This window comes from Pseudomonas sp. PAMC 26793 (genome assembly GCF_000313235.1).
In the GTDB taxonomy this organism is placed as follows: Bacteria; Pseudomonadota; Gammaproteobacteria; order Pseudomonadales; family Pseudomonadaceae; genus Aquipseudomonas; species Aquipseudomonas yamanorum.
Window position 1 is genome coordinate 286528 of sequence record NZ_AMXG01000030.1, and the last position, 12514, is coordinate 299041.

Annotated in this window: 15 protein-coding genes; 8 read left to right on the forward strand and 7 right to left on the reverse strand. The window is 60.3% G+C overall.

Translation table 11 applies throughout. The features are described from left to right. The first annotated feature begins 34 nt into the window (after positions 1 to 34). Entirely contained in the window at positions 35 to 535 is a 501-nt protein-coding gene (locus D109_RS0113515) for a universal stress protein (protein WP_017477371.1), read from the forward strand. A gap of 104 nt (positions 536 to 639) precedes the next feature. After that, positions 640 to 1614 (forward strand): HTH-type transcriptional regulator CysB, encoded by a 975-nt coding sequence (cysB, locus tag D109_RS0113520; protein WP_010176165.1) that lies wholly within the window; start codon positions 640 to 642, stop codon positions 1612 to 1614. 5 nt (positions 1615 to 1619) lie between these two features. Here cysB and D109_RS0113525 read toward each other — a convergent pair whose 3' ends face one another. Next, a complete protein-coding gene (locus D109_RS0113525) occupies positions 1620 to 2102 on the reverse strand; it encodes a GreA/GreB family elongation factor (protein WP_017477372.1) in 483 nt (160 codons plus the stop codon). 15 nt (positions 2103 to 2117) lie between these two features. Beyond that, positions 2118 to 2486, reverse strand: coding sequence for a hypothetical protein (locus tag D109_RS0113530; protein ID WP_017477373.1), 369 nt, complete (start codon positions 2484 to 2486; stop codon positions 2118 to 2120). A 131-nt stretch (positions 2487 to 2617) separates the two neighbouring features. Here D109_RS0113530 and earP point away from each other — a divergent pair, with 131 nt between their 5' ends. Both earP and D109_RS0113540 read left to right on the forward strand, forming a co-directional pair. After that, positions 2618 to 3751 carry an elongation factor P maturation arginine rhamnosyltransferase EarP gene (earP, locus tag D109_RS0113535; protein WP_017477374.1) on the forward strand — a complete coding sequence of 378 codons (1134 nt, stop codon included), beginning with the start codon at positions 2618 to 2620 and terminating at the stop codon, positions 3749 to 3751. Between the two features lie 49 nt (positions 3752 to 3800). Further along, the gene (locus tag D109_RS0113540) at positions 3801 to 4373 is read left to right on the forward strand and encodes an elongation factor P (protein WP_003218698.1); all 573 of its coding nucleotides are present in this window, start codon (positions 3801 to 3803) and stop codon (positions 4371 to 4373) included. A gap of 69 nt (positions 4374 to 4442) precedes the next feature. Here D109_RS0113540 and D109_RS0113545 read toward each other — a convergent pair whose 3' ends face one another. The 3 genes from D109_RS0113545 to D109_RS0113555 form a co-directional block, all read right to left on the reverse strand. Beyond that, the gene (locus D109_RS0113545) at positions 4443 to 4862 is read right to left on the reverse strand and encodes an organic hydroperoxide resistance protein (RefSeq protein WP_017477375.1); all 420 of its coding nucleotides are present in this window, start codon (positions 4860 to 4862) and stop codon (positions 4443 to 4445) included. A 252-nt stretch (positions 4863 to 5114) separates the two neighbouring features. Beyond that, positions 5115 to 5567 (reverse strand): MarR family winged helix-turn-helix transcriptional regulator, encoded by a 453-nt coding sequence (locus tag D109_RS0113550; protein WP_017477376.1) that lies wholly within the window; start codon positions 5565 to 5567, stop codon positions 5115 to 5117. Positions 5568 to 5644: 77 nt separating this feature from the next. After that, the gene (locus tag D109_RS0113555; RefSeq protein WP_017477377.1) at positions 5645 to 6595 is read right to left on the reverse strand and encodes a LysR family transcriptional regulator; all 951 of its coding nucleotides are present in this window, start codon (positions 6593 to 6595) and stop codon (positions 5645 to 5647) included. Between the two features lie 109 nt (positions 6596 to 6704). Here D109_RS0113555 and D109_RS0113560 point away from each other — a divergent pair, with 109 nt between their 5' ends. After that, a complete protein-coding gene (locus D109_RS0113560; protein ID WP_026077945.1) occupies positions 6705 to 7454 on the forward strand; it encodes a sulfite exporter TauE/SafE family protein in 750 nt (249 codons plus the stop codon). Here D109_RS0113560 and D109_RS0113565 read toward each other — a convergent pair. After that, complete coding sequence (locus D109_RS0113565) at positions 7444 to 8325, reverse strand: LysR family transcriptional regulator (protein WP_017477379.1); 882 nt, start codon at positions 8323 to 8325, stop codon at positions 7444 to 7446. The genes D109_RS0113560 and D109_RS0113565 overlap by 11 nt on opposite strands. 70 nt (positions 8326 to 8395) lie before the next feature. On the opposite strand from D109_RS0113565, the gene D109_RS0113570 reads away from it, so the two are divergent. After that, positions 8396 to 8602 carry a DUF1127 domain-containing protein gene (locus tag D109_RS0113570; protein WP_026077947.1) on the forward strand — a complete coding sequence of 69 codons (207 nt, stop codon included), beginning with the start codon at positions 8396 to 8398 and terminating at the stop codon, positions 8600 to 8602. Between the two features lie 45 nt (positions 8603 to 8647). Continuing rightward, positions 8648 to 9877 carry a winged helix-turn-helix domain-containing protein gene (locus D109_RS0113575; protein ID WP_017477381.1) on the forward strand — a complete coding sequence of 410 codons (1230 nt, stop codon included), beginning with the start codon at positions 8648 to 8650 and terminating at the stop codon, positions 9875 to 9877. Here D109_RS0113575 and D109_RS0113580 read toward each other — a convergent pair. Further along, positions 9857 to 11203, reverse strand: coding sequence for a class II 3-deoxy-7-phosphoheptulonate synthase (locus D109_RS0113580; protein WP_017477382.1), 1347 nt, complete (start codon positions 11201 to 11203; stop codon positions 9857 to 9859). The genes D109_RS0113575 and D109_RS0113580 overlap by 21 nt on opposite strands. Before the next feature lie 118 nt (positions 11204 to 11321). Between D109_RS0113580 and D109_RS0113585 the strand changes: the two genes are divergently transcribed. Continuing rightward, positions 11322 to 12077, forward strand: coding sequence for a spermidine synthase (locus D109_RS0113585; RefSeq protein WP_017477383.1), 756 nt, complete (start codon positions 11322 to 11324; stop codon positions 12075 to 12077). Positions 12078 to 12514: the final 437 nt, after the last annotated feature.

Consider the following 12514-nt stretch of genomic DNA (forward strand, 5'->3'; position numbering starts at 1 on the left):
CAATCCCCGCCATCCTGGCTACCCAGGAGGTTCTATGATTCGTTCGATGCTGTACGCCACTGACCTCGGTCTATACGCGCCTTATGTGATGCAACATGCCCTGGCGCTGGCACGAACGTTCAAGGCCGATCTGTACGTGATTCACGTGGTCGAGCCCATCGGGCTGTTCGCCGAATCGGTGTTGCAGAGCTACCTTGATGAGAAGGCCTTGAGTGAATGGCAAAGCCAGGGCCTGACGACAGTGATGGCGACCATCGAGCAACGGGTGCTTGACAGTTTTCGCGAGGAACTGGGGGAAGGGGAGCAGGACCTCAAGTTGATCCGTTCGGTGCGGGTGATCCAAGGCGACCCCTGTGAAGTGATTCTCGACCAGTCGCAGAAACTCTCTGTGGATTTGTTGATCGTAGGTAGTCACAGCCAGGCGGTCGGTGTGGCGACCCCCCTGGGAAGAACTGCTGCACGGGTGCTGCAGCTGTCTCAGGTGCCGGTATACCTGGTGCCACTTTTACAGCGCCGCCGCAGTGATGATGTGTGATGGGTAAAAAACGATAAAAAGTTCTAGATTTATCAGTCTGACCTTTAATATAGTTATATACCGTCGCTGATACCCGTGGCGTCTATCCGCTTTGAGGGACACATATGAAGCTTCAACAACTGCGCTACATCTGGGAAGTGGCGCACCACGACCTCAACGTTTCCGCTACCGCTCAAAGCCTTTACACCTCGCAACCCGGTATCAGCAAGCAGATCCGCCTGCTCGAAGATGAGTTGGGCGTTGAAGTGTTCGCACGCAGCGGCAAGCACCTGACCCGCGTCACCCCGGCCGGTGAGCGCATCATCACCACTGCCGGCGAGATCCTGCGCAAGGTCGAAAGCATCAAGCAGATCGCCCAGGAATTCTCCAACGAGAAGAAAGGCACCCTGTCGATCGCCACCACCCACACCCAGGCACGTTATGCGCTGCCGCCGGTGATCAGCAGCTTTATCAAGCAGTACCCGGACGTGGCGTTGCACATGCACCAGGGTTCGCCGATGCAGATCGCCGAGATGGCCGCCGACGGCACCGTCGATTTCGCGATTGCCACCGAAGCCCTGGAGTTGTTCGGCGACCTGGTGATGATGCCGTGCTACCGCTGGAACCGCTGCGTCGTGGTGCCTCAAGGCCACCCATTGGCCAAGCTGCCGAAGCTGACCCTGGAAGCCCTGGCTGAATACCCGATCGTGACTTACGTATTCGGTTTCACCGGCCGTTCGAAACTCGATGAAGCCTTCAGTCATCGTGGCCTGACGCCGAAAGTGGTGTTCACCGCTGCTGACGCCGACGTCATCAAGACTTATGTACGCCTGGGCCTGGGTGTCGGTATCGTCGCCAAGATGGCGGTCGACACCAAGCTCGACAGCGACCTGGTGGTGCTCGATGCCAGCGAACTGTTCGAGTCCAGCGTGACCAAGATCGGTTTCCGCCGCGGCACCTTCCTGCGGGGTTTCATGTGCGACTTCATCGAGAAATTCGCGCCGCACCTGACGCGCGAAGTGATGGCCAAGGCCATCCAGTGCCACAACAAGCAGGAACTGGAAGAACTGTTCGACGGCGTTGAACTGCCGGTTCACTGATCGGCTTACTTGACCTCGGTAACAGCAAACTGTTGCCGAGCGCCCCCCACCAGAATCTCCACCTCATCCCCTTCGAACTTGCCCAGCAGGCTTTTGCCCAGGGGCGAGCGTGGGGTGATGACGGTCACCGGTTGCCCCACCACATCAACCTTCAATCCTGCGCCGTCCGGCGCCAGGAATAGCCACTGCTGGCGATCGTTTTCATCCACCAGCCCCAGCAATGCGCCCACTTCGATCCCGCGCTGGTCATCGTAGGCACGCAGTTGCATGTTCTGGCAGAGCGTCAGCGCCTGCTTGATCTCCTCGACGCGCCGGGCCTGGCCGGCGGCCAGGTAGGACGCCTCCAGTCCCAGGGTGTCGTACTTGTTCTCGGCGATGTTTTCTTCGTGGGTCGCGGTTTCGTGCGCGGTTTGTGCCGCGCGCTGGGCGATATCGAGATCGACCGCGAGTTTGTCCAGGACCAGTTGGTGAACGGCGTGCTTATTCATGGGCGGCTTTCGTGATCAATCGCAAAATTGCAGGACGTTGGCCCGGCTCTTGTCGTTGGGGGCGTTCTGGTCCTGTTGCAGCCAGAACTGGCATTTGGGGTTGGACAGGTTGCGCGGGTTGTTGCGAGCCTGGTCCAGGGTCTGCTGTTGTTCCTGCTTGCGCAGGTTCTCCTGGTACTGCTCGAACATGCGGTTCGGCGGCTCCGGTGCAACCACCTCCGGCTTGCCCAGTTGCTGCACCACTCGGGCCACTGGGGCTACGGTTTGCTCAGGCAGGTAGCGGGACGCCAGCCACAGGCTCAGCACAATGGCGATAAACCCCAGCCACAGGCCGAAGGCCACGGCGATACTGAGTTTGAACAGTGAGAACGAACGATCAGACATGATGGCCTCCTGGCAGGCACGTGCGGCGTGGCGCCGATTGTCCCACAGCCGCGCGCAGAATAATCGCGATCATCCCTTCGCAATCGAGGCATTTATACGGACAATCGAGCCTTTGAGCGTTGGAGCCCGGAATGAAAGCCCGCTGGGATATTTTTTGCAGCGTCGTCGACAACTACGGCGACATCGGCGTGACCTGGCGCCTGGCCCGGCAATTGGTAGCGGAACACCGTTGTGGGGTGCGCCTGTGGGTCGATGACCTGCGGGCGTTTGAACGCATGTGCCCCGAGATTGATCTGCAGGCGCACCAGCAGTGGCAAGAGGGCGTTGATGTGCGCTACTGGCCTTCCGACTGGCCGGCGACCGAGGCGGCCGACGTGGTGATCGCTGCGTTCGCCTGCCAACTGCCGCCTGACTATATGGAAGCGATGGCCGCACGCGAATGCTCGCCGCTGTGGATGAACCTGGATTACCTGAGCGCCGAGGACTGGGTGGTGGGTTGCCACGGTTTGCCGTCGGTGAAATTCAAGGGCGTGCAAAAGTACTTCTTCTTTCCGGGGTTCCGTCCCGGTACCGGCGGCTTGCTGCGTGAGGACGGGCTGCTGGAACAGCGCGATGCCTTCCAGCAAGACGCCATCGCCCGGCAACAGTTTTTGCAGGCGCTTGGGGTTTTCCCGGCAGCCGGTGCGCGACTGATGTCGTTGTTCGCTTATGAAAACGCCGGGCTGGCCAGTTGGCTCGACGTGCTGGCGGCCGATGGGCGCGCTACCCATCTGCTGGTGCCAGAGGGACGGATTCTCGGCGATGTACAGCGCTGGCTGGGTGTGGAGTCGCTGAACGTCGGCGATGTGCACCGGCGCGACGGGTTGACCGTGCAAATGCTGCCGTTCGTGCGCCAGGAGCAATACGACCGCATGTTGTGGTGCTGCGACTTCAACGCCGTGCGCGGCGAAGACTCGTTTGTGCGGGCGCAATGGGCCGGGCGGCCGTTGTTGTGGCATATCTATCGCCAGGACGAAGACATTCATCTGGACAAGCTGGACGCCTTTCTCGAGCTGTATACCGAAGGCTTGTCACCGGCCGCGAAAACCGCGTTGGTCAGCCTTTGGCAGGCCTGGAACGCTGATGGCGATATGGCAAATAGCTGGAAAATGCTGCTGGAACACTGGCCGGAAGTGACCGCGAATGCCGAGAAATGGGCTCTGGAACAAGGCTCGCGGACCGATCTTGCGACGGCGCTGGTACAGTTTTATGTAAATTGGATATGATACGCGACCTTGATTTTTGTAAATCCCATCCAAATTTCGGATATTCGCAATGAAAACTGGTAAAGAACTGAAACCCGGTACAGTGATCCGTCTCGAAAACGACCCTTGGCTGGTTCAGAAAGCTGAGTTCACCAAATCTGGTCGTAACAGCGCAATCATGAAGACCAAGCTGAAGAACCTGCTGACCGGTTACAAGACCGAGATCGTCTACAGCGCCGATGACAAACTGGACGACGTGATCCTCGACCGCAAAGAAGCGACCCTGTCCTTCATCAGCGGCGACACCTACACGTTCATGGACACCACCGACTACACCATGTACGAGCTGAACGCTGAAGACATCGAAGCCGTTCTGCCGTTCGTGGAAGAAGGCATGGAAGACGTCTGCGAAGCTATCTTCTTCGAAGACCGTCTGGTTTCCGTAGAGCTGCCGACCACTATCGTGCGTAAGGTTGCCTACACCGAAGGTTCCGCTCGCGGCGACACTTCGGGCAAGGTGATGAAGCCTGCCAAGCTGGCTAACGGTACCGAACTGCAAGTGGCCGATTTCATCGAAATCGACGACCTGATCGAGATCGACACCCGTGAAGGTGGTTCGTACAAAGGTCGCGCCAAGAAGTAATTCTTGCGCCACCGGTACGACAAAAAAAGCCCGACCATGAGTCGGGCTTTTTTGTGGGCGCGGTTTGGTTCAAACGGTCACGTGCAGGCGCACATCGACGTTGCCACGGGTGGCGTTGGAGTACGGGCAGACCTGGTGGGCCGCGTCGACCAGGCTTTGTGCTTCGTCCTGGGCCAGGCCGGGCAGGCTGACGTGCAGGTCGATGTCCAGGCCGAAACCGCCGGGGATTTGACCGATGCCGACATGGGCAGTGATCGAAGCGTCATCCGGGATCTTGCGTTTGGTCTGGCTGGCGACGAATTTCAGGGCGCCGATAAAGCAGGCGGAATAACCGGCGGCGAACAGTTGTTCCGGGTTGGTGGCCTGGCCACCCGCGCCGCCCAGCTCTTTTGGCGTGGAGAGTTTTACGTCGAGGATATTGTCGTTGGAAACAGCGCGACCATCACGGCCGCCGGTGGCGGTGGCTACTGCGGTATAGAGAGTTTGCATGGTGATTTCCTCGTCTGTATTTGCGCTAATTGTTTGCGCGATAAGTAAGTGGTGAGGTGAATGTATCGCGCAAATAGTTAGTGCGCAATATATATTTTGAAAATATTTTGCCTGCCTTGATGGCGAGGCTCTGCACAAACAAATGTGGGAGCGGGCTTGCTCGCGAATGCAGTGGATCAGTCAATGCATCTAGTGACTGTCACACCGCATTCGCGAGCAAGCCCGCTCCCACATTTTTGATGCGTGGTGCCTTTAGAGGGAGACTTGCAGGTTTTTCCGCAGCGCGAGTAAATCCCCCTGGAGCTTGCGCAGTTGTTCGATGTCCATCCCGCTTGCGCCCAGAATGCACTGCGGAATATCCATCGCCTTGTCCCGCAGGGCACGCCCGGCATCGGTCAACTCAACCACCACCACACGCTCGTCTTCACGGCTGCGGGTCCGGCTGAGCAGGCCTTCGGCTTCCAGGCGTTTGAGCAGCGGCGTCAAGGAACCAGGATCCGTCAGCAGGCGATTGCTGATTTCGCCGACGGTCAAGCCATCCTCTTCCCAGAGCACCATCATCGCCAAGTACTGCGGGTAGGTGAGGCCGAGGGCTTGCAGTAGGGGTTTGTAGACCTTGGTCATCAACAACGAGGTGGAATGCAGGGCAAAACACAGTTGGTTGTCGAGCAGCAAGGATTCGCAGGTATCGAGGGGCTTGGTCATGGCAGTGCCTTAAAACGTGTCTGGTTTCGAATCTAGCGGGCAAATGTTTAACGCGCCAGACAATTCTGTTCACTCGGTCAGCCAAAGGCGCTTTGCAACGCAAGATCCCACGGCGGCATGGGGCTGAAGCGTGCCTTGAGGTATTCCAGCAATAACCGGCTGCGGGCGTTGGCGTGTTGCTCCAGGCGCAGGGCATAGATGCCGGCGGTTTCAGGCGTCGGCAAGCCGTTCTCGCAGAACAGCGGCACCAGTTCGCCGCGCACCAGGTATTCACTGGCTAGCCAGGTCGGGAGGTGGGCAACCCCAAGTCCGGCCAGCGCCCCGGAGAGCAGGGCTTCGGCGTTGTTGGCGCTCATGCGAATGCGTTGCGGGCGGTAGGTGGTCTTGCGGCCATCCAGTTCAAATCGCCAGGCGAACATCGGCGCCAGGCCTTCCCAGTCCAGGCCGTCGTGTTCGTTCAACTGGCTGGGATGGGTCGGGGTACCACGGCTTTTCAGGTAGGCCGGGCTGGCGCAGGCGATGCGCACGATACTGGCCAGGGGCGTGGCGATCAGCCGGGTATCGACGATATGCCCGGCCCGCAGTACCAGGTCGACTTTGCCCAAATGCTCGCCTTGCATGTCGACAAAGCTGTCGATCAAGTGCAGGTGTACGTCGAGGCCCGGGTACACGTTAAGAAAGTCAGCAATGGCAGGCGCCAAGTGCCGTCGACCGAAGGCAGCCGGCGCGTCCACGCGGATCAACCCTTCAGGCGCATGGCTCAGCGACACCGCTTCGGCCCGCGCCAGTTGCAACTCGCTGACAATCCGGCGGGCGCGCTCGGCAAACGCCAGGCCGGCAGGCGTCGGCACCACGGCATGGGTGCTGCGTTGAAACAGCCGGCTACCCACCGAGCCTTCCAGGCTGTCGATGCGCCGCGCTACCGCTGAGGGCGTGAGCGGGTGACGCCGCGCGGCCGCGGAAAAGCTGCCGGTTTCCAACACGTCGAGAAACAGGCTGAGTTGATCGGTCAGGGTGTTGGGGTTCATCAGCGTCTGCTTATGCGAAGTTGGCACAGCCATTGTGCGTTGCTGTGCGTTTCCGCGCCAGAGCGGACTGCGTAGCATGCAAAGCCTGGGAATAGGCGGGGGCGAAGTGGTGACAGATTTAGCGTTGTATTTGGCTCTGGGTGTCGCGTTGGGCACTGTTGGCGGCTTGTTCGGCATTGGTGGTGGGCTGATTGCGATTCCAGTGCTGGGGGTGTTTTTTGGCCTGGACCAACAGATTGCCCAAGGGACAGCCCTGGTGATGGTGGTGCCGAACGTGATGCTCGCGTTGTGGCGTTATCATCAGCGCAACCGGATTGAACTGCGCCACGCATTACCGCTGGGCGTGATGGGGTTTGCCTTCGCCTGGCTGGGCTCGATCTGGGCGGTGGGCATTGATGCGGGTGTGATGCGCTTAGGGTTTATCGCCTTTCTACTGGTATTGGCGTCCTACAACCTGCTGCGAATGTTTACCCACAACGCACCGCCTTCAGCGCAGATGCGCTACTCCTGGCCGTGGCTGGGGGTGCTGGGCGCGGCGTCCGGCTCCATGGGCGGCTTATTCGGGGTGGGCGGCGCGGTGGTGGCCACGCCGGTGCTGACCAGCATCTTCGGCACCAGCCAGGTGGTCGCCCAGGGGCTGTCGCTGGCCCTGGCGCTGCCGAGCACCAGCGTGACCCTGGTGACCTACGCCTGGCACCATGAAGTGGACTGGTTGATCGGCGTGCCTCTGGCCGTCGGCGGCCTGCTCAGCATCAGTTGGGGCGTTAAAGTCGCCCACGCCATGCCCGAGCGTATGCTGCGCGGGCTGTTCTGCGGGTTCCTGGCGGTGTGTGCGGTGATGCTGACGTTTAAAGTTTAAAGCCTTCGAGGATGTATTCGGCGAGGCATTCGGTGATCGGCGAAGTCATCCCGGGATTGCGCAACAGCCGCAGGTTGACTGAGGGCAGCGGTGGGAAACCTTCTTCACTGCCCAGCACCCGCAAGTCTTCGGTTACCAGGCTCTCCATGCTGACAGTGACCGCCAGGCCCGCACCGACCACTGCCTGGATCGCCGCACCGTTGGAGCTGTGGTACGCCAGGCGATAATCACGGCCAATGGCATCAAGTGCAGCGCGGGTCCATTGGGTGCAGAAGCTGTCCATGCCGGAAATCGCCAAGGGCAGGGCGCTGTGATCGTCCAGGCAGAAACACGGGGCGGCCACCCAGACCATCCGCTCATTACGCAGTAGCTCGCCCATCTCATTTCCGGGTTCGCGACTGATGACCGTCAGGGCCAGGTCCCGGCGCTGCATCAATATCGGCGACGACTCGCAGTGCATTTCAATCTGGATCAGCGGGTAAGCCTTGGAGAAGCGCTTGAGAATCCCCGGCAAGTAGCGCATCACGTAATCGTCGGGTGTGCCGATGCGCACCAGCCCGACCATGTGCGGCTCACGCAGGGTGTTGAACACCTCGCTGTGCAGTTTCAGGATCCTGCGGGCATAGCCCAGCAGCACCTGGCCTTCGGGCGTCAGCCGCACCTGACGGCCATCGCGCTCGAACAACTTGCGCTGCAACACATCCTCTTCCAGGCGTTTCATCTGCATGCTCACCGCCGATTGGGTGCGGTTGACCTGCTCGCCGGCGCGAGTAAAACCACCCTGATCAGCGATGGCGACGAAGGTGCGCAGCACTTCAGTGTCGATACTCGGGTAGCTGGACAATCGATCAATCTCCGAGATGTATTGCATAAGAAACATTCGTTGGATTGATCATAGCGCCAGGCACAGACTTCAGTCATCCCCACTGGAGGGCGAGATGATGAAAGGTCAAAGAGGCTTTGTACTGATGGCGAAGCGGCCGTTTTCCGGGCTGCTCCAACTGGGTTCCCGGTGGCTGACCGTGCACCGTGAACGCCAACTGTTGATGAGCATGAGCGATGAGGCGCTCAAGGACATCGGGCTCAACCGTGGCGATGTCGAGCAGGAAAGCCGCCGGCACTTTTGGGAAGATCCGCTGCGAAAATGACGCGGGATGCAGTAGGGTGGTTCGCGAGCACACAAGGAGAGTCACATGCCCGCAGAGTTATCCTTTTCCCTCAAGCAGGCGCGACGCCTGGCGCTGGCTGCCCAAGGCTTTTCCGGGCGCCAGCCGCCGGCGTCGATCAAGGCCGCACAGGTCAACCGCCTGGTTGAGCGTTTGGGTGTATTGCAGATTGACTCGGTGAATGCGGTGGTGCGCTCGCACTACCTGCCGCTGTTTTCCCGGCTGGGTAACTACTCTCCGTTGATTCTTGAACAGGCCGCCTGGAGTTCGGGGCGGCGGCGTTCGCTGTTCGAGTATTGGGGGCATGAGGCTTCGCTGTTACCCATGGCGCTGTACCCATTGATGCGCTGGCGCATGGAGCGGGCGGCCCGGGGGCAAGGGATTTATCAGCAAATGGCGCGTTTTGGTCGCGAGCAGCAGGCCACCATCGCCCGGGTGCTGGGCATCGTCGAACAACAAGGCGCCCTGGGTGCGGGCAGTTTGTCGACCCGCGAGGAGTGCGCCGGCCCCTGGTGGGACTGGAGCGATGAAAAGCACGCGTTGGAATGGCTGTTTGCCGCCGGCCAGGTGACCGTCGCCGGGCGTCGCGGTTTTGAGCGGCTGTATGACCTGCCGGAGCGCGTGATTCCGGCCGACGTTCTCCGGCAAGCCCCGTTGGACGAGGCCGAAGCGCAGCGCGGCTTACTGCTGCATAGCGCCACGGCATTGGGTGTGGGCACCGAAAAAGACCTGCGGGACTACTTCCGCCTCGACCCGGCCGACAGCCGTGGGCGCCTGGCGGAACTGGTCGAAGACGGGCAATTGATCACGTGTGAGGTCCAGGGCTGGAAACAGCCGGCTTATTGCCTGCCCGCGCCAAAAGTCCCGCGCAAGGTGCCCGCGAGCGCGCTGTTATCGCCTTTTGATTCGCTGATCTGGGAGCGCAGCCGTACCGAGCGTTTGTTCGATTTCCGCTACCGGCTGGAGATCTACACGCCTCAGGACAAGCGGGTGTACGGCTATTACGTGTTGCCGTTCCTGCACAACGAGCGAATCGCCGCGCGGGTGGATCTACGGGCGGAGCGGGCGGCCGGACGCTTGGCGGTGCATGCCGTTCACGAGGAAGAGCCGGGGCTGGACGAGGAGGGGATGCAGGCGCTGGCCCTGAGTCTGCGGCAGATGGCCGACTGGCTCGGGCTTGAGCAGATTCAGCTCAATTGCCAGCGGGCCAGTGCGGCACGGTTGCGGGTGGCGCTCTTAGCGCTTGACCTGTTTTAGCGTCTCGGCGATCAGGAACGCCAATTCCAGCGACTGATCGGCATTCATCCGAGGGTCGCAGTGGGTGTGATAGCGGTCCGACAGCCCGTCTTCGGTAATCGGCCGCGCGCCGCCGATGCACTCGGTGACATTCTGGCCGGTCATCTCGATATGAATCCCGCCGGCATACGTGCCTTCGGCTTCATGCACCTGGAAGAACTCCTTCACTTCGCTGAGGATCTGCGCGAAGTCCCGGGTCTTGTAGCCGCTGCTGGCCTTGATGGTGTTGCCGTGCATCGGGTCGGAACTCCACAGCACCTGCTTGCCTTCACGTTGCACCGCGCGGATCAGGTTCGGCAGATGGTCGCCGACCTTGTTCGCCCCCATGCGCGCAATCAGGTTCAGGCGGCCTGGGTCGTTGTCCGGGTTGAGGATGTCGATCAGGCGGATCAGGTCATCGGGATTCATGCTCGGGCCGACCTTGACCCCGATCGGGTTGTTCACCCCGCGCAGGAATTCGACGTGGGCACCGTCCAGTTGACGGGTGCGATCACCGATCCACAGCATGTGGGCCGAGCAGTCGTAATAGTCATTGGTCAGGCTGTCGCGGCGCACGAAGGCTTGTTCGTAGTTCAGCAGCAGCGCCTCGTGGGCGGTGAAGAAACTGGTCTCGCGCAGTTGCGGCGAGCTGTCCATGCCGCAGGCGCGCATGAACGCCAGGGTTTCGTCGATGCGGTCGGCCAGTTGGCTGTACTTCTCGGCCAGGGCCGAGTTGGCGATGAAGTCCAGGTTCCACTTGTGCACCTGGTGCAGGTCGGCAAAACCGCCCTGGGCAAAGGCCCGCAGCAGGTTGAGGGTGGCGGTGGACTGGTGGTAAGACTGCAGCAGGCGGTCCGGGTCTGGCACGCGGCTTTTTTCGTCGAAACCGATGCCGTTGACGATATCGCCACGGTAGGCGGGCAGGGTGATGCCGTCGATGGTTTCATCATTGGAAGAACGCGGCTTGGCGAACTGGCCAGCCATGCGCCCGACCTTGACCACCGGGCAACCGGCGGCAAAGGTCATCACAATCGCCATCTGGAGCAGCACCTTGAAGGTATCGCGAATCTTTGCCGCCGAGAACTCGGCAAAACTCTCGGCGCAATCGCCACCTTGCAACAGGAAAGCGCGACCCTGGGTCACCTCGGCAAACTGACGGCGCAATTCACGGGCCTCACCGGCAAACACCAGCGGCGGGTAACTCGCCAGATTCTGCTCGACCTGCGCCAAGTGCGCAGCGTCAGGGTACTGGGGTTGTTGCTGGATCGGCAGGGCGCGCCAGCTGTCGGGGCTCCAGGGTTGGCTCATCATGAACTCGAGTGATTTGCGGTCGGGTCGTCATGTTATCAGCAATTAGTACGTGACCTGCTGCCGCCGGTTCGCCGACAATCCCGCCTTTCCCGTTGGCACGCCGTTAGGAGTTGCAATGTCTGAGGAGCGCGTCGAGCGCCTGCTGGCCGAGGTCCATGATGACTTCGGCATGATCCGCGTGCTGGAAGTGGCCGATTACCGCTTTCTCGAGTTTGGCGATGCCATTGAGCAGAGTTGTGTGTTTACCGCTGACCCGAGTTGGCTCGAGTATGACTACACCCGGGCGATGCTGATTGGGGCGTTGTGCCATGAGCAGCCGGAGAGTGCGTTGTTCCTGGGCTTGGGCGCCGGGACCTTGACTCAGGCGTGCCTGAAGTTTTTGCCTTTGGAAGATGTTGAGGCCATTGAGTTGCGGCCTGATGTGCCGCGCCTGGCTATTGAGTACTTGGGGTTGGATGATGATCCTCGGCTGTATATCCGCGTTGGGGATGCGCTGGAATTGTTGCCGACTGCGGAGTCGGCGGACCTGATTTTTGTCGACCTGTATACGGATGTTGGTCCTGGAGTGGGGCACCTGGCCTGGACGTTTCTGGAGAACTGCCAGAAGAAGCTGAATCCGGGGGGCTGGCTGGTAATTAATCAGTGGGCTACGGATGATGGCAAGCCTTTGGGGGCGGCATTGTTGCGTGGGTTGTATCACCGGCATTATTGGGAGTTGCCGGTGAAGGAGGGGAATGTGATTCTTTTGGTGCCGGCGGACCTGGATCAGGAGCTTGATCTGGCTGCGGTGTCTGCGCGGGCTGAGGGGTTGGCGTCGCGGTTGGGGTATTCGTTGCAGTCGCTGATTAAGGCGATTCGGCCGGCTACGTAGGTTGATTGGGTACATATCCGTTTTTAGGTAACGGCCGCCTATGGTTCCGCTCTTACAGCGGGTCACTTTTGGCAAACGCCCGGAATGCCGGCCCAGCCAAAAGTAACCAAAAGGTCTTTGCCCCATCACTCGGTGCCTCGCCTAGGCTCGGCATGCCCGCACTCCGGCACGGCCATCGTGGTTAACGGGGCCCGCAGATCAAGATCAAAAGCAGATCAAGAACACAGCGGCCTACCGGCCGGCTTGAGTGTTAAAAGCAGAGGCAAGATCCAGAGCTGCTTTTCTGTGGGAGCGGGCTTGCTCGCGAAAAACCTGAGAGCGCCGCGTTCATCCAGAATGCCAGTGTCATCGTTAACGACCTTCGCGAGCAAGCCCGCTCCCACATTTGGACCGTGCCCGCTTTAGCTTTTGATTGTGCTGTTGCTCTAAAACACTCA